This window comes from Haloarcula sp. JP-L23 (assembly GCF_011602445.1).
In the GTDB taxonomy this organism is placed as follows: Archaea; Halobacteriota; Halobacteria; order Halobacteriales; family Haloarculaceae; genus Haloarcula; species Haloarcula pellucida.
Genome location: NZ_CP050014.1, coordinates 139,335 through 158,819, shown reverse-complemented (window position 1 = coordinate 158,819; position 19,485 = coordinate 139,335). Strand labels below are relative to the sequence as shown.

The 19,485-nt window shown below is 64.8% G+C and carries 17 protein-coding genes and 1 pseudogene; 10 read left to right on the top strand and 8 right to left on the bottom strand.

The features are described 5' to 3' along the window. Positions 1–2: 2 nt before the first annotated feature. The 5 genes from G9465_RS00745 (at position 3) to G9465_RS00725 (ending at position 5,510) form a co-directional block, all read left to right on the top strand. On the top strand, positions 3–1,763 hold the full coding sequence (locus G9465_RS00745; protein WP_166966603.1) for an ATP synthase subunit A: 1,761 nt from the start codon (positions 3–5) through the stop codon (positions 1,761–1,763). Positions 1,764–1,765: 2 nt separating this feature from the next. Further along, entirely contained in the window at positions 1,766–3,178 is a 1,413-nt protein-coding gene (locus G9465_RS00740; RefSeq protein ID WP_166966601.1) for an ATP synthase subunit B, read from the top strand. A gap of 174 nt (positions 3,179–3,352) precedes the next feature. After that, the gene (locus tag G9465_RS00735; protein WP_166966599.1) at positions 3,353–4,108 is read left to right on the top strand and encodes a bacteriorhodopsin; all 756 of its coding nucleotides are present in this window, start codon (positions 3,353–3,355) and stop codon (positions 4,106–4,108) included. Positions 4,109–4,369: 261 nt separating this feature from the next. Continuing rightward, the gene (locus G9465_RS00730; protein WP_166966597.1) at positions 4,370–5,062 is read left to right on the top strand and encodes a V-type ATP synthase subunit D; all 693 of its coding nucleotides are present in this window, start codon (positions 4,370–4,372) and stop codon (positions 5,060–5,062) included. A 55-nt stretch (positions 5,063–5,117) separates the two neighbouring features. Then, complete coding sequence (locus G9465_RS00725) at positions 5,118–5,510, top strand: DUF6276 family protein (protein WP_166966595.1); 393 nt, start codon at positions 5,118–5,120, stop codon at positions 5,508–5,510. Positions 5,511–5,679: 169 nt separating this feature from the next. Here G9465_RS00725 and G9465_RS00720 read toward each other — a convergent pair whose 3' ends face one another. Both G9465_RS00720 and prf1 read right to left on the bottom strand, forming a co-directional pair. Further along, positions 5,680–6,933: a right-handed parallel beta-helix repeat-containing protein gene (locus tag G9465_RS00720; protein WP_166966593.1), complete on the bottom strand. Its 1,254-nt coding sequence runs from the start codon at positions 6,931–6,933 to the stop codon at positions 5,680–5,682. A gap of 173 nt (positions 6,934–7,106) precedes the next feature. Next, entirely contained in the window at positions 7,107–8,363 is a 1,257-nt protein-coding gene (gene prf1, locus G9465_RS00715; RefSeq protein WP_166966591.1) for a peptide chain release factor aRF-1, read from the bottom strand. A 153-nt stretch (positions 8,364–8,516) separates the two neighbouring features. On the opposite strand from prf1, the gene G9465_RS00710 reads away from it, so the two are divergent. Together G9465_RS00710 and G9465_RS00705 are read left to right on the top strand one after the other, a co-directional pair. Further along, on the top strand, positions 8,517–8,681 hold the full coding sequence (locus G9465_RS00710) for a hypothetical protein (RefSeq protein ID WP_166966589.1): 165 nt from the start codon (positions 8,517–8,519) through the stop codon (positions 8,679–8,681). 93 nt (positions 8,682–8,774) lie between these two features. Then, positions 8,775–9,203, top strand: coding sequence for an ester cyclase (locus G9465_RS00705; RefSeq protein WP_166966587.1), 429 nt, complete (start codon positions 8,775–8,777; stop codon positions 9,201–9,203). 44 nt (positions 9,204–9,247) lie between these two features. On the opposite strand, the gene G9465_RS00700 is transcribed toward G9465_RS00705, so the two are convergent. Next, entirely contained in the window at positions 9,248–9,403 is a 156-nt protein-coding gene (locus tag G9465_RS00700) for a hypothetical protein (RefSeq protein WP_166966585.1), read from the bottom strand. Between the two features lie 162 nt (positions 9,404–9,565). On the opposite strand from G9465_RS00700, the gene G9465_RS00695 reads away from it, so the two are divergent. Beyond that, entirely contained in the window at positions 9,566–10,384 is an 819-nt protein-coding gene (locus G9465_RS00695) for a cell division ATPase MinD (protein WP_166966583.1), read from the top strand. Between the two features lie 25 nt (positions 10,385–10,409). On the opposite strand, the gene argS is transcribed toward G9465_RS00695, so the two are convergent. The 5 genes and pseudogenes from argS to pyrH all read right to left on the bottom strand — a co-directional run bounded on the left by argS (position 10,410) and on the right by pyrH (position 17,507). Beyond that, positions 10,410–12,146: an arginine--tRNA ligase gene (argS, locus tag G9465_RS00690; protein ID WP_166966580.1), complete on the bottom strand. Its 1,737-nt coding sequence runs from the start codon at positions 12,144–12,146 to the stop codon at positions 10,410–10,412. Between the two features lie 91 nt (positions 12,147–12,237). Beyond that, on the bottom strand, positions 12,238–14,001 hold the full coding sequence (locus G9465_RS00685; RefSeq protein WP_166966578.1) for a site-2 protease family protein: 1,764 nt from the start codon (positions 13,999–14,001) through the stop codon (positions 12,238–12,240). Between the two features lie 183 nt (positions 14,002–14,184). After that, entirely contained in the window at positions 14,185–14,832 is a 648-nt protein-coding gene (locus G9465_RS00680; RefSeq protein WP_166966576.1) for a methyltransferase domain-containing protein, read from the bottom strand. A 335-nt stretch (positions 14,833–15,167) separates the two neighbouring features. After that, positions 15,168–16,816 (bottom strand): annotated as a pseudogene (lysS, locus tag G9465_RS00675) (lysine--tRNA ligase). Beyond that, a complete protein-coding gene (pyrH, locus tag G9465_RS00670) occupies positions 16,809–17,507 on the bottom strand; it encodes a UMP kinase (RefSeq protein ID WP_166966574.1) in 699 nt (232 codons plus the stop codon). The pseudogene lysS and the gene pyrH overlap by 8 nt, the downstream one beginning before the upstream one ends. Before the next feature lie 338 nt (positions 17,508–17,845). On the opposite strand from pyrH, the gene G9465_RS00665 reads away from it, so the two are divergent. Together G9465_RS00665 and G9465_RS00660 are read left to right on the top strand one after the other, a co-directional pair. Beyond that, complete coding sequence (locus G9465_RS00665; RefSeq protein ID WP_166966572.1) at positions 17,846–18,094, top strand: hypothetical protein; 249 nt, start codon at positions 17,846–17,848, stop codon at positions 18,092–18,094. Positions 18,095–18,191: 97 nt separating this feature from the next. Then, positions 18,192–19,376, top strand: coding sequence for a site-2 protease family protein (locus G9465_RS00660; protein WP_166966570.1), 1,185 nt, complete (start codon positions 18,192–18,194; stop codon positions 19,374–19,376). The last annotated feature ends 109 nt before the right edge of the window (positions 19,377–19,485 follow it).

Sequence of the window (19,485 nt, the reverse complement as noted above, 5' to 3'; positions counted from 1 at the left end):
CTATGAGTCAAGCAACAGAATCCGACGTCCGCGAGGACGGTATCATCGAAAGTGTCTCGGGACCGGTCGTAACGGCTCGAGACCTCGACGCCCGGATGAACGACGTCGTTTACGTCGGTTCGGAAGGGTTGATGGGCGAGGTCATCGAGATCGAAGGCAACATCACCACCATCCAGGTGTACGAGGAGACCTCCGGCGTCTCCCCGGGTGAACCGGTCGAAGGGACCGGTGCACCCCTCTCCGTGGACCTCGGGCCGGGTATGCTCGACGCCATCTACGACGGCGTCCAGCGCCCGCTCGACGTCCTCGAAGAGAAGATGGGGTCGCCGTACCTCGACCGCGGCGTCGACGCTCCCGGTATCGACTTAGAGAAGACCTGGGAGTTCGAGCCGACCGTCGAGTCCGGCGACACGGTCGAGTCCGGCGACATCGTCGGGACCGTCCCCGAGACGCCCAGCATCGACCACAAAGTGATGGTCCCGCCCGACTACGAGGGCGGCGAAGTCACCTCGACCGAGTCCGGCAACTTCACCGTCGAAGAGACGGTCGTCGAACTGGACAACGGCGAGGAGATCCAGATGCGCCAGGAGTGGCCGGTCCGCAGTCAGCGCCCGGCCAAGAATAAGGAGACGCCGACCGAACCCCTCATCTCCGGGCAGCGCGTACTGGACGGCCTGTTCCCCATCGCGAAGGGTGGGACGGCCGCCATCCCCGGTCCGTTCGGTTCGGGGAAGACGGTCACCCAGCACCAGCTCGCCAAATGGGCCGACGCGGACATCGTCGTCTACGTCGGCTGTGGCGAGCGTGGCAACGAGATGACGGAGGTCATCGAGGACTTCCCGGAACTGGAAGACCCCATCACGGGCAACGCCCTGATGGACCGAACCTGCCTCATCGCGAACACGTCGAACATGCCCGTCGCGGCACGTGAATCCTGCGTGTACACGGGGATCACCATCGCGGAGTACTTCCGCGACATGGGGTACGACGTGGCGCTGATGGCCGACTCCACCTCCCGGTGGGCCGAGGCCATGCGCGAGATCTCCTCACGACTGGAGGAGATGCCCGGTGAGGAGGGGTACCCCGCGTACCTCTCCGCTCGTCTGAGCGAGTTCTACGAGCGTGCCGGCTACTTCCAGAACATCAACGACACCGAGGGCTCGGTCTCGGTCATCGGGGCCGTCTCCCCGCCGGGCGGGGACTTCTCGGAACCAGTCACCCAGAACACGCTACGTATCGTCAAGACGTTCTGGGCGCTGGACGCCGACCTGGCCGAACGCCGGCACTTCCCCTCTATCAACTGGAACGAGTCGTACTCCCTCTATCGGGACCAGCTCGACCCGTGGTTCGTCGAGAACGTCCGCGACGACTGGCCCGAGACGCGCCAGTGGGCCATCGACACCCTCGACGAGGAAGCCGAACTGCAGGAAATCGTTCAGCTCGTCGGGAAGGACGCGCTGCCCGAGGACCAGCAGCTCACGCTGGAAATCGCCCGCTACCTGCGCGAGGCGTGGCTCCAGCAGAACGCGTTCCATCCGACGGACACCTACTGTGAGCCCGAGAAGACGTACCGCATCATGAACGCTATCAAGACGTACAACGACGCGGCCTTCGACGCGCTCGAAGCCGGCGTCCCCGTCGAGGAGATTACCGATATCGACGCCGCACCGCGGCTCAACCGTATCGGCGTCCAGGAAGACTACAACGAGTATATCGACGACCTAGAGGACGACATCACCTCCGAGATCCGGGAGATGTACTAACAATGAAAGAGTATCAGACAATCACAGAGATCAGCGGACCGCTGGTCTTCGTCGAGACCGACGAACCGGTCGGCTACGACGAGATCGTGGAGATCGAGACCGGCGACGGCCAGACCCGCCGTGGCCAGGTGCTCGAATCCGCGAGCGACTACGTCGCCATCCAGGTGTTCGAGGGCACGGAAGGTATCGACCGCAACGCCTCCGTTCGCTTCCTCGGCGAGACGATGAAGATGCCCGTCACCGAGGACCTCCTCGGGCGGGTCATGGACGGGACCGGCCAGCCTATCGACGGCGGCCCCGAGATCGTCCCCGACCAGCGCCAAGACATCGTCGGCGCAGCCATCAACCCCTATTCGCGCGAGTACCCTGAGGAGTTCATCCAGACGGGTGTGTCGGCCATCGACGGCATGAACACGCTCGTCCGTGGGCAGAAACTGCCCATCTTCTCGGCGTCGGGGCTGCCCCACAACGACCTCGCACTCCAGATCGCCCGTCAGGCGAGCGTGCCTGAAGAGGAAGAGGGCGACGACGAGGACGGCTCCGAGTTCGCCGTCATCTTCGGCGCGATGGGTATCACGGCCGAGGAGGCCAACGAGTTCATGGACGACTTCGAGCGCACCGGTGCGCTGGAACGCTCTGTCGTCTTCATGAACCTCGCAGACGACCCGGCCGTCGAGCGGACGATTACGCCGCGACTGGCACTCACGACTGCGGAGTACCTCGCCTTCGAGAAGGACTATCACGTGCTGGTTATCCTGACGGACATGACCAACTACTGCGAGGCGCTGCGCGAAATCGGTGCCGCGCGTGAGGAGGTCCCCGGCCGACGTGGCTACCCCGGGTACATGTACACGGACCTCGCCCAACTGTACGAGCGGGCCGGCCGCATAGAGGGTCGGGAGGGCTCTGTCACCCAGATTCCCATCCTGACGATGCCGGGCGACGACGACACCCACCCGATTCCGGACCTGACCGGGTACATCACCGAGGGTCAGATCTACATCGACCGCGACCTCAACAGCCAGGGCGTCCAGCCGCCGATCAACGTCCTGCCCAGCCTGTCGCGGCTGATGGACGACGGCATCGGCGAGGGCCTGACCCGCGCCGACCACGCCGACGTCAAAGACCAGATCTTCGCCGCGTACGCGGAGGGTGAGGACCTGCGCGACCTCGTGAACATCGTCGGTCGCGAGGCGCTGTCGGACCTCGACAACAAGTACCTCGACTTCGCAGACCGCTTCGAGGACGAGTTCGTCGACCAGGGCTTCGACGAGAACCGCGACATCGACGAGACGCTCGAACTCGGCTGGGATCTGCTCTCGATGCTCCCGAAGGATGCGCTTAACCGCATCGACGAGGAGCTAATCGAAGAGCACTACCGCGAGGAAGAAACAGCGGAAGTCGCCGCGGACTGAGTCGGTCACCGCTCGGCACGGTCGCAGGTATCCGTGCCCAGACCGACACAGCTTTTTCGGCCATATCGACAGGCTGCCGAGGGTGACTGCTGGTCGACGTAATATCTGCCGAATTCTGCCTAACTGTTTGGGTACGCTAAACTTCACTTGTGCAGCCTAAACTACAACTGCATTATGCCACAACCAGGAGGCGAATCGGTATGGCTCTGGCTCGGTACTGCAGGTATGTTCCTCGGCATGCTGTACTTCATCGGTCGAGGGTGGGGTGAGACCGACGACCGACGACAGAAGTTCTACATCGCGACGATACTGATAACGGCGATAGCGTTCGTCAACTATCTCGCGATGGCACTCGGGTTCGGACTGACGATAATCGAGTTGCCAAACGACCCCGAAGCGCCCATCTACTGGGCACGGTACACGGACTGGTTGTTCACGACACCGCTGTTGCTGTACGACCTCGGACTGCTCGCCGGGGCCGACCGCAACACCATCGCGACGCTGGTCAGCCTCGACGTGCTGATGATCGGGACCGGCGTCGTCGCGACGCTGTCGGCCGGGAGCGGCGTGCTCTCGCCCGGCGCCGAACGGCTGGTCTGGTGGGGTATCAGCACGGCGTTCCTGCTCGTGTTGCTGTATTTCCTGTTCAGTTCGCTGTCCGGTCGGGTCGGCGACTTACCAAGCGACACACAGAGTACGTTCCGGACGTTGCGGAACCTCGTGACCGTGGTCTGGCTGATATACCCCGTGTGGTGGCTGATCGGCACCGAGGGCCTCGGCCTCGTCGGCATCGGAATCGAGACGGCCGGGTTCATGGTCATCGACCTCGTCGCGAAGGTCGGTTTCGGGTTCATCCTGTTGCGGAGCCACAGCGTGCTAGACGGCGCCGCCGAGCGCGCACCGACCGGTGCGACGCCCGCCGACGACTAGGGAGGCCGAGCGTAACGAGGACGCTCCGCTGTGAGCGGAGTGACACTCCGCATCGCAGGTAGCGGGGGTGGCGATACGCGTCGACCGATCGCCTCCGTACGACGAATCGCGCCGTCGTTCGGGGGTGGATTGACCACAGTGGTTGTGCAGTGTCCGTCGAAAGCTCACACCCCCGTTTTCACAGCTATCGCCGGGGAGCCACTGCTGTCGGCCCGGGACGACTGAAAACGGTTAACTGGCTCGGCCCGAAACGGCCCGGTAATGGCGAAGGACGTCAAACCCACCCGGAAGAACTTGATGCAGATAGAGGACCGCATCGAGCTCTCCGAGCGTGGGCACGACACGCTGGAGAAGAAGCGTGACGGCCTCATCATGGAGTTCATGGACATCCTCGACCAGGCACAGGACGTCCGTGACGACCTCGACGACTCGTACGACCGCGCACAGCGTGCCATCAACATGGCCCGTGCGATGGAGGGTGACGTCGCCGTCCGGGGCGCGGCGGCCGCGCTGAAAGAGCACCCCGAACTGACCACCCAGTCGAAGAACATCATGGGCGTCGTCGTGCCACAGATCGACTCGAAGGGCGTCCGTAAGTCCCTCGACGAACGTGGGTACGGCGTGATGGGGACCTCCGCCCGCATCGACGAGGCCGCCGAGGCCTACGAGGAACTGCTGGAGAACATCATCCTCGCGGCCGAGGTCGAGACGGCGATGAAGAAGATGCTCGAAGAGATCGAGACCACCAAGCGCCGTGTCAACGCGCTGGAGTTCAAACTCCTCCCGGACCTTCACGACAACAAGGAGTACATCGAGCAGAAACTCGAAGAGCAAGAGCGCGAGGAGATCTTCCGGATGAAGAAGATCAAGGCAAAGAAAGAGGAAGAGGAAGACGCACTCGCCGCCGAGGAAGCCGAAGACGAGGAAGTCGAGCCGCTGGCGGCAGACGACTGACTCGCCGCTCTCTCCCGGCCGATACGACTATCCGCTCGCTATCCGTCTGTTCTCTATGTCCTGTGCCGAGTGTGGCGGCGAGACGCTCGCCGTTCCGGTCCCCGACGAACTCCGCGAGTACCTCCCCGGTGGCGCTGCGGGTGCGACCATCTGTCGGACCTGTTTAGCGATGGGGCCGACCGAATCCCCGCCCGAGTCGACCCCCGATCTGACGATCCTCGACGACGCGATGCCCAGCGACGCCGCGGCCGCCGTGCCGATGGTGCTGTTGCTCGGTCTGCTGGACTCGCTGGCGTTGCATCGACAGGAGATAACGGCGTTGCTCGAACGCGTCGAACGGGCCGGGACGGACCCGCTGCTGGTCGTCGACCGACTGGCCGAGAGCTACGGCGACGACGCGCATGTCGACCTCGCTCGCCGCCGCCACCAACTCGAACAGCTCCTCTGACAGTCTCCTCACTAGTAAGGGACAACGAGTTAGTAGCGACCGCGACTGGTTTCGAACGCAGTATCCGAGCGTGTGTATCCGTTTCCGGACGGACGGCCCCCCACTACGCCGTCCCGTCCACCCCCGTTCCTCACTCTGGCCCACCGACCAGCGTCGTGACCGTCGCGTCTCAGTTCGTGTCGGCACCACTGGACAGGACGGCGACGATGCCGTCGCCACTGACCGACCCCGAGACGGTACCGGTACGCTCGTCGACGGTCACGTTCGATAGCCGGGTCCAGTTTCCACCCGTCCACTGCCAGAGTGCGACGCGCCCGTCCGTCTCGCTCACTGCCTGTCGGTCGTAGCCGAGACGGACGTCGGCCGTGGCGTTGCGCCCCTCGTACGTCTCGATACGGACGCTGTCGCTGACTACCGTCGCATTCACGGGCGGGGCGGGTGGCGACGACGACACGGCTATCCGTTCGACGCCGCTCGTCCAGTCCACCGTCGTTCGGGCGCTGAGACGGGCGTTCTCGGCGGCGACACCGCCGAACGAACTCTCGCTCAGGTAGGCGCTGCCGGCGTTGTCCTGAATCGTCACGTTCCGGAGCGTGTCCTCGCTCGCGGGGTTGCTCAGTACGCCGGGGCCGCCGTTACCGACCACTGTCGTGTTCTCGACGACGTTCCGGTAACTGTCGGCGAACTCGATTCCGGGGCCGCCGTTGGCGGTCACACGCGCGTCGGCCAGTCGGTTCCGGGCGACGGACGTCGAGAAGGAGACGCCCTCGTCGTCGTTGTCGACCGCGGTGACGCGGCGGAACGTGCCGTTCGTCACCTCCTGTGCGAGATACAGGCCGGTGTCGTCGTTCCCGGCGACGACGAGGTCCGTGGCGCGGACGTCGGCCGTCTCCCAGAGCAGGACGCCGTCGGACCCACCGCTTGCAGTAACGTTACGGAGCGTCGACCGGTCGGCGTCCAGCAGACGCACTCCAACGTGGTTGTCGGCCGCGGTGACGTTCTCCAGCGTCGCCCGGGGACCGTCGTGGGCGAAGACGCCGAGGCCGACGCCGGTCTGCCAGCCACGGACGCGCAGGTCTCTGACGGTGACGTTGGACAGTTCGGGACCCCGGCGTCGCTGATCGACCGTCCCGTTGAACACGAGGACGCCGGTGCTGTCGGGCGCTCCACTTCCCGTGACGGTGTGGCCGTTCCCGTCGATAGTCACGTCGCCCGACCGGACGTACAGGCACACGCCCGTTTCGGCTGCGAGGTCTCTCGTGAGTTCGTACCGACCGGAGTCGTCGAGGACTGTACACGACGAAATCGGCGTGCCACCGCCGGGCGACGACTGGGCGAGCGTCGTGCCAGCCAGCGCGAGGCCGACGCACAGTCCCAGTCCGACCAGTACGGCGGTGTGTGACCCTGCGGCTGTCTTTGACATACCGCCCGGTTAGCCAGCGACCGTATTGTTATCGAGACTCCACTCCGAATAGGCCGGTCTTGGGACCGAGCGGTGGTCGCTACTCGTGATAGCCCGGCCGGTAATCGGTGCTTAGTCGGCCAGAACACAGGTCGACGACGGCAAGAGCAGGCAGGACTGGCGGCTATCGGAGCTTACACGCCCGTCGAGTATCGCAAGAGGCCCGCGACGCCGCCGAAGGCGGTCAGGAGCTGTTCGCCCTTCTCGAAGTCAGTCGAGATGAACATCGTCTCGGTCCCGCGCTGTTCGGCCAGTTCCATCAGGTGGTCGATGGCGTCTTCGCGCTCGCCCGCTTCGGCGTCGACAGTGGCCGAACATCGCGTACACTCGTGGTCGGACGTGGCCTTGCTGCTGTCTATGAGGTCGTACTCGTCGTGGCCGTTCTCGCAGGTGTAGGCGACGACGTCCTTCCGGAGGTCCTCGGAGATGAGGAGCGTCTCGACGGCGCCCATGTTGAGGTTCTGTCGGGTCTGGTCGAACCCGTAGGTGGCCTTATCGCCGTCGTGGAGTTGCTTGAAGAACTCCTCCATGACCTGCTTGTCCTCCAGCATCTCGTGTTGGGCCAGCACCTCGTCGGCGGCGTCGACGAGGTCGTAGAGGCCGGACTCGTCGGTGTAGGCCACGTCGAACTTCCCCAGCACCATGTCCTGGAGTTCGTGGTGGAGGTAGTCGCCGTCGAGGAACTCGTCTTTCGTCGGCGAGGGGCCGCCCACGAGGACGCCGTCCATCTCGTGGCGGTCGGGGACGAACAGTTCGTTCGCCATCCCCGCGACCTCCTGATAGAAGTTGTCGATGGCTTCGAGGCGGAGGCGGGCGAATCGCTGGGCCGACTGTCCACCTTTTCGCTGCTTGCCGGGCACCAGCGAGGAGGCGGACTTGACGGGTTCGACGCGCTTGCCCTTCAGCCAGCCGACGTTGGCCTCGCGCCGGTCCAACACGATGAGGCCGAACAGGCCCTTGTCGGCCAGCATCTCCTCTAGCGGCCCGGTGAGGAAGTTCGAGTCACAGTGATACCGGAACGACTGGATTGGGTCCGGCGGACTCTCTAGCACCTTCGTCACCATGTCGGTGCGGCCGCCCCCGGTATCGATGGCACCGGAGAACAGCACCATCCCGTTCTCCGGCGCAGTGTCGTAGTAGCGCAGGCGGTCCTTGATAGAGGTCAAGGCGTCCTGCACCGCGGTGCGGGTGTCCTTCGACTTGATGTTCGAGGCCTCGGAGTGCTCCTGGGTGACGTGGGCGACGACGTCGCTCAGCTGTTTGTCCTCGGGGACGTAGATAGAGACGAGCTGTGTTCCTGACCCCTGATACCCCTTGAGCTCCTCGATTACCTTCCGGAACTCGTACTTCTGTTTGTCCGACTGCTCCTGTCCTTCCTGCTGCTCGCTCATTACACTGTTTTCGCCGACGTTGCGTAAGAACCTGTTGACAGCGAGGGGCGCGACCCTCGGAAAGTGAGCGGGGAGGAACGTGCCGCGAGCAGTCGGGCGGCGCCGAGCGTAGCGAGGGGCCGCCAATGGGACGAACGGCGACCGACGGGAGCCGTGAGTAGCGAGGTTCTCGTGACACTCGAACCTCGAAAACCGAGCGGGGAGGAACGTGCCGCGAGCCAGGCCTGCGTACCGGTCAGCAAGCAGTGCCGCGAGACGTCGGGCGTCGGGACGGCGTCAGTCGACGGACTCGGAGCCGACGACGTTGCGTCGAGCTAACAGTTAACGGCGTGGCGTTCGATATCCGAGGTGCGTACCGACGACGCTCGCCGTACAGCGACGTCCTCGGCAGGGCGCTCACGAGGTACGACAATGTCAACAGAAGCTAACACGGAACTGATTCGACGGTATCTAGACGCGTTCAACCGGCGTGACCGAGAGGCGATGACCGACATCCTCGCCGACGACGTGGTCGAACACGGCCCCCACGAGACCCTGCATGGCGTCGACGAGATACTGGAGTTCCTCGACGTCCACTTCGAGGCGTTCCCGGACTACTCGGGGCAGACGGACCACGTCGTCGCCCAAGACGACAAGGTGGTCGTCAGATACACCATCAGCGGAACCCACTCGGGGACCTATCAGGGTATCGAACCGACCGGTCACGCCGTCGAGTGGACGGGACTCGTCATGTATCGCATCGACGACGACGAAATCGCGGAGATCTGGCTCGAAGCCGACCGACTGGGGCTACTGGAACAACTCGAAGCCTTCGACCCACCGGCACACCTGCGGGTGTGAGCGGGGCCGGTGCCACCGGACAGTGCGGGAGTCTCACCCCGTCGTCACTCCTGCCAACCCGGTTCCGGCGGCCCGCCACAGTCGGGGCACTCGGTGCTGTATCGCAACTCCGCGGACTCGAACTCCCGACCGCAGTCGTAACAGCGGTACGTGTGGGTCGCTTCCGGCCTGAGGAGGCCTTTGAGCGTTTTTAGTACCATACAGATAGACGGTCCAACTAGCCGGGGTTAAATCGTGGTACTAGTTGCCGAAACACGCGTACGAGTTCGGTTCGACTCCGACCGTCCGGCACGGTGTGGTACTCCAGTACAGGGACAGCCGGGTTTATATAACTCCCCGTACAGAGGACACACAACCAGATTATGGCGGGGTACGTGTGTACGATTGCGGGCGGGAAAGGCGGGGTCGGGAAGACGACGACCGCGGTCAACGTCGGCGCTGGCTTACAGGAACTCGGGTACGACGTGGCCGTCGTCGACGCGGACCTCGGGATGGCTAACCTCGGTGCGATGCTGTCGGTCGAACCCGAAAAGAGCCTCCACGAGATTCTGGCGGGCAACGCCGCGGTCAGCGAGGCGCTCACCGACGCCGCGGGCGGCCTGACGGTCATTCCCGGCGAGCAGTCCTTAGAGGCCTTCGCCGACGCCGACCCGGCGAAACTCCGGAAGGTCATCAAGACGTTGCGCAACGCCTACGACGTGGTCCTCATCGACACCGGTGCGGGCCTGAGCCACGAGGTGGCGGTCCCGCTGGGACTGGCCGACGGCATCGTCCTCGTGACCACGCCGGACGACGTCGCCGTCGGTGATACGGTCAAGACTGCGGAACTGGCCGAGCGCATCGACGGCGAAGTCATCGGCGCCATCATCAACCGCGTCACCCGCCACACCGACGTCGCCGATATCGCCGACCTGTTGGCGTTCCCGCTGCTCGCCGTCGTCCCCGACGACCCGCAGGCGACGACGGACGAACCGCTGGTGCTCAACCGGCCAGAGAGCCCCGCCGCCGACGCCTACCTCCGCCTGACCGACGCGCTCAACGGCCTCTTTTTCGAGGGTGCGAGTGCCGAGGAGGACATCGAAACCGTCGTCGACGACAGTTGGTTCGTCGACGAGGAGGAGGTCACAGATGCGGACGCGGACGAAGAGGAGTCCGGCGGCGTCTTCGGCCTGTTCAACTAAGGTTTCTGATCGGTTTCGACCCCGCTCACATCGAGGTCGGTGCCGCGACACCGACGGCATCGAGGGCGTTCGCGACCGTGTGGCGCGTGCTGGCGACGAGTGCAAGCCGTGCGGCCCGGGTCTCCTCGTCGGCGTCGAGCACCGGACACTCCCGGTAGAACGCGTTGAACGTCTCGGCGAGGTCACGGGTGTACGTGGCGACGGTGTGGGGCTGGAGGTCCTCGGCGGCTTCGTCGATGACTGCCGGGAACCGAGCGATGACCCGCAGGAGGGCTCGTTCTTCGGGTTCGTCGAGGTGGTCGAACGAGGCCGTCCGTTCGTCGGCGCCGGTCTCGTCTAGAATCCCACAGCAGCGGGCGTGGATGTACTGGACGTACGGCGCCGACTGGGCCTCGAAGTCCAGCGCGCGGTCCCACTCGAAGGTGATGCCCTTCGTCGGCTGTTTCGAGACGATGTCATAGCGGACCGCGCCGATGCCGACCTGATGGGCGATGCGTTCGATGTCGTCCTCGTCCAGTTCGCCACGACTCCGGTCGTCAAGCCGCGATTCGACTTCTTCGCGGGCCCGGGCGATGGCCTCGTCAAGCAGGTCGTCTAAATCGATGCCGGTTCCCTCCCGGGTGCTCATCCCGCCTTCGGGGAGGTTGACCCACGAGTAGAACACCTGCCGGAGCTGGTCGGTGTCGTTGCCAAGCAGTTCGAGGGCGGCCGAAAGCTGGTCGGCCTGCAGTTTGTGGTCCTCGCCCAGCACCGTGACGGCGCGGTCGTAGTTGTCGAACTTCCACTCGTGGTGGGCGAGGTCACGCGTGGTGTACAGCGAGGTCCCGTCCGAGCGGAGGAAGACGAGGTTCTTCTCGAAGTCGGGCAGGTCGAGTTGCCACGCGTCCTCCTCGTAGACGGCGCAGTCGAGTTCTTTCAGGCGGTCGACCAACTCGTCGGTGCTGCCGTCCCGCATGAACCGCGTCTCCTTGACGAACTCGTCGAACTCGGCGGGGAGGCGGCCGAGCGTCGTCTGCATCCCGCCCAGCACGGTGTCGACGACTTCGGCGACGCGCTCGTACGTCTCCTCCTCGCCCTCCTCTAAACCCTGCAGGATGGCCTGTATCTCGGCCTCGGCCGTCTCCACCTCGTCGGCGTCGCCGTCTTCGAGGAAGGAGTTGCCCTTCCGGTAGTAGCGGACCATCTCGTACTCGGGGGAGTCACGCTCGGGTTCGGGGAGATCGGACTCCTCGAACGTCTCGTAGGCCCACGTGAACACCGCTATCTGTCGGCCGGCGTCGTTGACGTAGTAGTGCCGATCCACGTCGTAGCCGGCGTAATCCAGCACACGGGCGACGGCGTCGCCGATGATGGGGTTGCGCGCTCGGCCGACGTGGACGGGGCCGGTCGGGTTCGCGGAGGTGTGTTCGACGACGACGCTCGTCTCGCGGTCCGGGAGGCGACCGAAGTCGTCGTCCGTCGCCGCATCGAGCGTCTCCGCGAAGTAGGCGTCGCTCGGGAGGAAGTTAACGTACGGCCCCTGTGTCGTGACCGCGCTGACGTACGTCAGCGAGCCGACGTCGATGGCGTCGGCGACGTCGGCCGCGACTTTCGGCGGCGGCGCACCGATCTCACCGGCGAGGCGGAACGCCGCGCTCGAAGCGAGGACGGCGTCGACGTCTTCCGGGGGCTCCTCGACACCGAGGTCCGCCGTCGGGAGGTCGAGCGTCTCCAGTGCGGTTTCGAGGGCGTCCTCGACCTCCGCACGCATCTGTAGAAACATATCGGGTGTATCGGAGGGGCCGATTTAGCCTTAACGAAGCGGAGTAGCGGTGCGGTTTAGCGGCCGACAGCGGACGCCGTGGGCGTCCGCGTCAGCCCAGTAACTGCGGTGCGGCGATGATGAACACGAGGCTGCCGATCATCGCGAGCGAGATGCCCAGCGTGGTCGTCGTCACGATCCGCCGCCGGTTCGAAATCGGAAGGCGGGAGACGACCGACTCCGAGCAGACGCGCAGGATGTGCCCGCCGTCGAGCGGATACGTGGGGACGAGGTTGAACTGGCCGGCGACGAGGTTTATCCACCCTGTCCAGAACAGGAGGTTCGCAAGCAGGAACACGCCCTCGGTACCCAGAACGCTCAGCGGGCCGGAGACGGTAAAGAAGTTCGTCGCGATACCGGTAAAGCCCGCGAAGTTGTACTGAAAGCCCAGTGCGGCGGTCGCAAACGGCAGGGCGATAGACGCTCCGACGAGTTGGGGGAACGAGAGCGAGTCGAACCGGGTCTCTTCGGCCGGGTCCCCGCCGATGAGTGCGAGGAAGGTGTTCGCGGGGTAGGCCTGAATTCCGAAGTCGTTGATGGTAAAGCCGCTCGTCCCCCGGGCGACGTACTGGACGCCGATGCCGGGGTCTAAGTCGCTGCGCTCCGTCAGCGTGATCTCGTAGACCTGCCGTTCGCCGTCTGCGTAGCCGGTGATGCGCACCTGCTCGCCGGGTTCGGACCCCGAGAGCGAGCGGAAGACGGCGCTGGCGTTGGGCGTCCGTTGGCCGTCGACGCTGGTGATGTAGAGCGGCTGGTCGGTCGGTGCGCCTTCGGCGGCGAGCGGCCCGTCGTCGGAGACGACCGCGTACCCGCCGACCGGCGTCGTGACCGTCTCGCCGTCATCGAGCGTGAACGTCGCGACGCTCCGGTTCTCGGTCGCCGCCCGGAACTGCGTCGTCGTCCTGACTTCCGTGCCGTTGACCGCGACTATCGTCTGGTTGATGCCGAGGGGGCTCCCTTCGACGGCGCTGTTTACCACGACCGACCGGGTGACTGTTCTGGTCTCGCCGTTCCGCAACCCGACGTCGACCGTTCCGCCGGCGTCTTCGAGCCGGCGGTCTAGGTCGCTGCTGTTCCCGACCGGTTGGCCGTCGACGGTCGTGATGACGGCACCGCTGTCGATGCCGGCCTCGTCGGCCGGCGACTGGGGGAGCGTCCCGCCGATGGGGACGCCACCGACGACGGAGATAGCGCCGACGACGGGACCGAACAACAGCGCCAGACAGAGGAGGGCCACGGCGAAGTTGTTCGTCACGCCGGCGACGTACATCCGCGCCTGCGCCCCGCGGTCAGCCGTCTGGACGTCCTCTTCGTCAGGTTCGACGAACGCACCTAGCGGGACGAGCGCGATCGTCGCGATGCCCATCGACTCGATGTCGATGTCGCCGACCCGACACAGCAGGCCGTGGCCGCCCTCGTGGACGACCAGCGTGATGACGAAGCCAGCGAGTATCTCCGGGGCGACCGACAGGGGGAGAAAGTCGTTGACGCCCGGGATGACGAGGACGTTTCGGGGTTCGGTGAGTTGTGAGGGCTGCGGGTTGACCACGGCTTGATACGCACCGAGGACGACCAGCAGGAACGACCCGACCATCACGACCAGCGCGACGCCGAACCCGAGGTTGGTCCAGGCCCGCCAGAACCGTTTGGGTCTGGCCAGTCGCTCTAAGAGGATCTTCCCACTCTGTGTGTGAATCGTCGTTATCGGACCGCTAAAGCGGATGAAATCGGGAACCACACCGCGGGCCTTCAGTGCCATCGCAACCAGCGTGTAGGCGACGACGCCGACGAGGACCCACGTGAGCGTACTCACCATGTACCGGAACGTGGGGCCAGCAAAGCAAGAGGGTTCGGGTTCGACCGCTTTCACTCGGGGCACCGCGCTCGCCTGCGGCGACCGCCTGACCCCGAAAACGGCTCTGAAAAAAGAGCTCACTCGCTTCGCTCGCGCCGGATGCTCGGGACAGAGAACGTACACAACACGACTGTGAGCGTCGTACTATCGCTGAACGAAAATAAAGGGTCGGTCGGCGACCCACTCTGCGGCGTCTATTTCGGAGCGAATCGATTCCTGGAGTCGGTCCGTCTCCGCAGCGGCATACGAGAACCCGTTCGACTGGAACTTCTCGATCCAGTACTCTCGTGGCGCTTCGTTTACGTGATGGGTCCCGCGGTGCCCGGGTGGGGCGGCAGTGAAGACCACGCGCGGCGCCGCTGCCGTGACGGTCTCGACGAGGGTGTCGGCGAAGCGCGACGGGATGTGTTCGGCGGTCTCGATACACAGCGCCAGATCGTACCGGTCCTCGAGCTCCAGCGGCTCGCGGAGGTCGTGGATGGTGAGCGCGTCGGCCGGTATCTCGGCGTGGTCTCGGGCTTGTGAACAGCCTTCGACGCCGTGGACTGTGGCGCCATGGGCCTGAAACCCAGTCAGGTACCGGCCGAGTCCACATCCGAAGTCTATCACGGAGTCTGGCTCGTATTCCTCGTACAGGACGTCGGCGACAGCGTGGGCTTCCTCGGTCGGTGTGTTGGAGACCAAGCGAAGCCAGCGGTCGCCAAAGCCGTAGATAACGTCGGGCGTGGCAATGCCGAGTTTGTCAGCTTTGGCAAGTGTCCATTTGCCGAGTGTGGTGATGAACGAGCGCACGCTATGACGTTCGAATCGACGTATATCACTATACGTCGCTTACCCGATGTCGTCCGCTCGATTCAACAGACGGCGGTGGGGAAAGGTCGTCACTCGGCGGTCGCCCGTAACCGTAAGCGTCTCTTTATCAGTTGTCGAGTTTTTTAACAGCGGGTTTTGACGACCCTGCCTGCTTGTAGCGTTCATCGTCCTCGGGAAACTGTCCCTCTCGATCTATCGATGGTCTCTCCATGCAGCAAGCCGTCGAGAATATCACCGCAACTGGTCGCCTTTCAGTTGTCAATACCTCGGGGAGCGAACCGAGCAGGCGGTGAGCGAGGTGGCTGGGGAGGAAGTCACGCCTCGCGTCGCAACCGCTTTACGACGAAGTCCCGGTCGAGTTTCGCGATGAACGGTCCGAGCTGCGGGCCTTCGGTGTCGTCGAACAGCAGGCGGTAGCCAGCCGCGAAGAACTCGCCGATGTCGACGTCGTGGCGCTTGGCCGTCTCGTATATTTCGCCCTGAATCGCCTCGCCGTCGTGGCCTTCCGCGACGAAGTCCGCGAGGTCGTCGAGCGCGGCCGCGGTGGCGTCGTCGAACTCGGCGTCGGGCAGCTCGGCCCGCTTGAGTTCGTAGTCGAACTCGTTGCTCGTCCGCCGGGCCCAGTTGCGGGCGCGTTCGACGCGGGCCAGCGCGCCGTCGACGGCCCACTCGGGGGCGTCGTCGGGGATGTGCCCCTCCTTCCGGGCGATGTCCTCGCGGAGTCCGGGGTCGTCGGTCATCCCCAGTACCGCGGCGAAGGTGTAGGGGATGCGGACCCGGTCCTCGCGGGGCTCGTCGACGACCATCGGGTAGGCACGCTCGGCGAGCGCTTTCTCCGTCTCGTCACGCGGATCGACTTCGCCGAAGTAGACGGCCTCGAAGCGGTCGAAGTCGTCGACCAGCCGATCCGCGTTCGCGACCGAGAAGTCCCGCTGTTTCCGTGGGTTCTTCGTGAAGAAGTACTTGAACACCTCCGGCTCCAGAATCTCCAGCACCTCGTCGACGGTGACGACGTTCCCCGAGGAGGAAGAGAGCGGTTCGCCCTCCAACGTAAACCACTCGTACACCATCGGTACGGGGGGGTCGACGTCCAGCACGTTCCGGGCGATGTCCTCGCCGGAGGGCCACGACCCCTCGGCGTGGTCCTTTCCGAACGGTTCGAAGTCGACGCCCAGAATCTCCCACTGGGCGGGCCACTCGAAGCGCCACGGGAGTTTGCCGTCACGCAGGCCGGCGACGCCCTCGTGACCACAGCCCTCGATAGTCTGGTCGCCGGCCTCGACGTCCGCACAGACGTAGTGGACCTTGCCGGCATCGAGGTCGACCTCGGTGACGCCCTCGGTGAGTTTCCCGCACGCTTCACACTGCGGGACGAACGGAACGTAGTCCTCGTCGACCTTGTTCTGGTACTCGGCCAGCACCTCGCGGGCGCGGTCCGCGCGTTCGAGGACGCGTCGGGTGACGGCCTCGAACTCGCCGTCTGCATACAGTTCGGTGTTCGAGACGAACTCGACGTCGACGCCGACCAGTTCGGCGCTCTTTTTCAGCAGGTTCGTAAAGTGCGCGCCGTAGGACTCACAACAGCCGAACGGGTCCGGGATGTCCGTGTACGGTTTCCCGAGGTTGCGGCCGAGCGCACCCGCGTCGACCTCGCCGAGACCGACGACGTTCCAGTCTAAGTCCGCGAGTTTCCGGGGGATTTTCCGGAGTCGGTCCTTGTCGTCGGCGGTGAACACCTGACGGACCTCGTGACCCCGGTCACGTAGGGCCTCTGCGACGAAGTAACCCCGCATTATCTCGTTGAAGTGCCCGATGTGTGGCACGCCCGAGGGCGAGACGCCCCCTTGATGACGATTGGGTCCTCCGGGTCGCGGGCCTCGACGGCGTCGGCGACCGAGTCGGCCCAGAAGGCCTGTTCGGAACTCCGTCCGACCTCGTAGGGGTCGAGTGCCGTCTCAGTCATCGTCGGGGAGGATAGTGGTGCCGTCGTAGTCGTCGTCCAGTACGGCCCGTTCGACTGCGGTGGGGTCGCTGCCGTCGACCACCGCGGCGGTGATAGACGAGCGTTTGAGCACTTTCGTCGCCAGCAGGTCGATTGGGGCGTTCGACCCGGCAGCCCCGAGCGACTCCCCGCGGGCGACCAGTTCGACGAGGTCGGAGGCCCGAATCTCGTCGTAGCGCTCGGCGTCGGGGTCCTCGTTGGGGTCGGCGTCGAACACGCCGGGGACCGACGTGGCGAAGACGAGGCGGTCGGCGTCGACGTACTCAGCAAGCGCCGCGGCCACGGCGTCGGTGGTCTGGCCGGGGACGACGCCGCCCATGACGGCGACGGCGTCGCGGTGGAGCGTCGTCGCTGCTTCCTCGTAGTCGGTCGGAATCGTCGGCGCGGCGATGTCGCCGTCGAGCGCCGACAGGAGGAGTCGAGCGTTCAACCGCGTCGTGTCGATACCGAGTTGGTCCAGTTCGCCCTCGTTCGCGCCCAGCGAGCGGGCGGCCCCGATGTATTGGCGAGCGACGGGGCCGCCGCCGACGACGACGCCGAGCGTCTGGTCCGCGGCGACCAGCGACTCGACGACGTCGGCGTACGCGGCGACCCGGTCTGCATCAAGGTCCGGGACGAGGACGCTTCCACCGATAGAGACGACTGTCTTCATTGCCTCGCCGTAGCCGCGATGCGTTCTTAAGGGTTATCAAGCCCGCTCATCCGATGTACACCGCCGGATGGCAGACGCCTGTCAGACATAATACGAGCAAAATATGCCGCTAGATGGCCGGAAATCCGCTGATAACGGGGGGGTTCGAACCGCTCGCGGTGCCCGTCTACACTGTCGAGTTTACGGACTGAGAGGTGATTATAAAACGTCTAAGAGTTTTTGAAATCGTCGTAAAATGTGTGTTTCACACCGATTTGAGCTGAAAGGCCCCGAAGCGACGCGAAGCTTCCTTTCTTTATATACTCCCTCCGATACAAGGCGTAGTCGAGGTGACACAGATGAGCGCTACTGCAACGCCCTCCGGTGAGGAAGAGCCCTCCAAAGAACAGCGTCTCAAGTCCTTCCTCGCAGAGAAGGCCGCCGACGGCGAGATGTACTTCAAGAGCAAGTTCATCGCGGACGAAGTCGATCTCTCCCCGAAAGAGATCGGTGCGCTGATGGTGAAACTCAAGGACAGCGCCACGGAGATCGAGGTCGAGAAGTGGTCGTACACGAGCGCGACCACCTGGCGCGTCGAACCCGCGTAACGCCGCTGTCTGGTGTCTGCCCGACCCCAGCTACGGTCCCCCTGTTCTCCATCCGCGGGCACGGCATATTTGTGCCCGCACGCTGTATTGCGATGTGATGAGTCGCCCTGCCGACGAACCCCCGTCGCCCGCCGACTTGTCGGGTGCGTTCCACGTCGCTGCCGTCCGTCAGGACGGTGAGGCGGTCCGATACTTCGGTGACCCACTGGTCCCGCCCGACGCCGTCGTCGACGAACTCGGGCCACTCTTCTCCCGACGGGGGTTCGACCTCCGACTCGAACGACAGTCCGCGACGGGCACGACCGACGGCGGGCACGACCTCGTCTCCGCACCGCCACAGCCCTACGCGCTGGTCGCGGAACCGACCACCACGGGCCCCGACGGCGTCCCGTGGCTCAACGTCGGGTTATTGCTCGCGACTATCGCCTCGTCGCTGTACGTCGGCGCGAGCAGTTGGTACTACATCCCCGTCACGGAGCAGCCGCTCCGCATCTTCGAGGCGTGGCCGTTCGTCGCCGCGATGCTCGGTGTGCTGGGTATCCACGAACTCGGCCACTACGCCGCCGCCCGCTACTACGGTGTGGACGTGACGCTCCCGTACTTCATCCCGTTCCCGTCCTTGCTCGGGACGCTGGGCGCGGTCATCAACATCCGGGGGCAGATTCCCGACCGGCGGGCGCTGTTCGACATCGGCGTCGCCGGGCCGCTGGCGGGGTTGGTCGCGACGGTGGTCGTCACCGTCGTCGGTCTCACGTTAGAGCCTATCACCGTTCCACAGAGCGTCTTAGACGGCGGCGCGCAGTACGCGTTCCGCTTTCACGACCCCCTGCTCATGCAAGGCTTACAGGGGTTCGTCGATGTCATGGGCTGGGGCGTCGAGTACGGTCCCAACGAGTCGGTTCACCCGGTCGTCTTCGCCGGGTGGGCCGGGATGTTCTTCACCTTCCTGAACCTCCTGCCCGTGGGCCAACTCGATGGGGGACACATCGTCCGCGCCATCGTCGGGCAGCGACAGGAGACCATCGCCGCGGCGGTGCCGGGCGCCCTGTTCGCGCTGGCTGGCTTCCTCTATCTCACGCGAGACGCCCCGCCAATCGGGTTCGGAGTCTGGTCGCTGTGGGCGTTCTGGGGACTGTTCGCCACCGGACTGGCGTACGCCGGCCCGGCGCGGCCGACGGTCGACGAACCGCTCGACCGTCGGCGCATCCTCCTCGGTATCGCGACGTTCGCACTCGGCGTGGCCTGTTTCACGCCCGTCCCGTTCGAAATCGTGGCCGCGTGAGCCGTCGGGAATGCTCTCCTTTTCTATCGCCTAAACTCTTTCAGCGCTCGATTTAAACAATCTGGAGGTCTACGATGCTGTCTCGACGTCGAGCGATGACGTCGTGGGC

Coding starts and splice junctions, on each gene's coding strand:
- G9465_RS00745 (WP_166966603.1), top strand. CDS start 3: ATGAGTCAAGCAACAGAATCCGACGTCCGCGAGGACGGTATCATCGAA.
- G9465_RS00740 (WP_166966601.1), top strand. CDS start 1,766: ATGAAAGAGTATCAGACAATCACAGAGATCAGCGGACCGCTGGTCTTC.
- G9465_RS00735 (WP_166966599.1), top strand. CDS start 3,353: ATGCCACAACCAGGAGGCGAATCGGTATGGCTCTGGCTCGGTACTGCA.
- G9465_RS00730 (WP_166966597.1), top strand. CDS start 4,370: ATGGCGAAGGACGTCAAACCCACCCGGAAGAACTTGATGCAGATAGAG.
- G9465_RS00725 (WP_166966595.1), top strand. CDS start 5,118: ATGTCCTGTGCCGAGTGTGGCGGCGAGACGCTCGCCGTTCCGGTCCCC.
- G9465_RS00720 (WP_166966593.1), bottom strand. CDS start 6,933: ATGTCAAAGACAGCCGCAGGGTCACACACCGCCGTACTGGTCGGACTG.
- prf1 (WP_166966591.1), bottom strand. CDS start 8,363: ATGAGCGAGCAGCAGGAAGGACAGGAGCAGTCGGACAAACAGAAGTAC.
- G9465_RS00705 (WP_166966587.1), top strand. CDS start 8,775: ATGTCAACAGAAGCTAACACGGAACTGATTCGACGGTATCTAGACGCG.
- G9465_RS00700 (WP_166966585.1), bottom strand. CDS start 9,403: ATGGTACTAAAAACGCTCAAAGGCCTCCTCAGGCCGGAAGCGACCCAC.
- G9465_RS00695 (WP_166966583.1), top strand. CDS start 9,566: ATGGCGGGGTACGTGTGTACGATTGCGGGCGGGAAAGGCGGGGTCGGG.
- argS (WP_166966580.1), bottom strand. CDS start 12,146: ATGTTTCTACAGATGCGTGCGGAGGTCGAGGACGCCCTCGAAACCGCA.
- G9465_RS00685 (WP_166966578.1), bottom strand. CDS start 14,001: ATGGTGAGTACGCTCACGTGGGTCCTCGTCGGCGTCGTCGCCTACACG.
- pyrH (WP_166966574.1), bottom strand. CDS start 17,507: ATGAAGACAGTCGTCTCTATCGGTGGAAGCGTCCTCGTCCCGGACCTT.
- G9465_RS00665 (WP_166966572.1), top strand. CDS start 17,846: ATGAGCGCTACTGCAACGCCCTCCGGTGAGGAAGAGCCCTCCAAAGAA.
- G9465_RS00660 (WP_166966570.1), top strand. CDS start 18,192: ATGAGTCGCCCTGCCGACGAACCCCCGTCGCCCGCCGACTTGTCGGGT.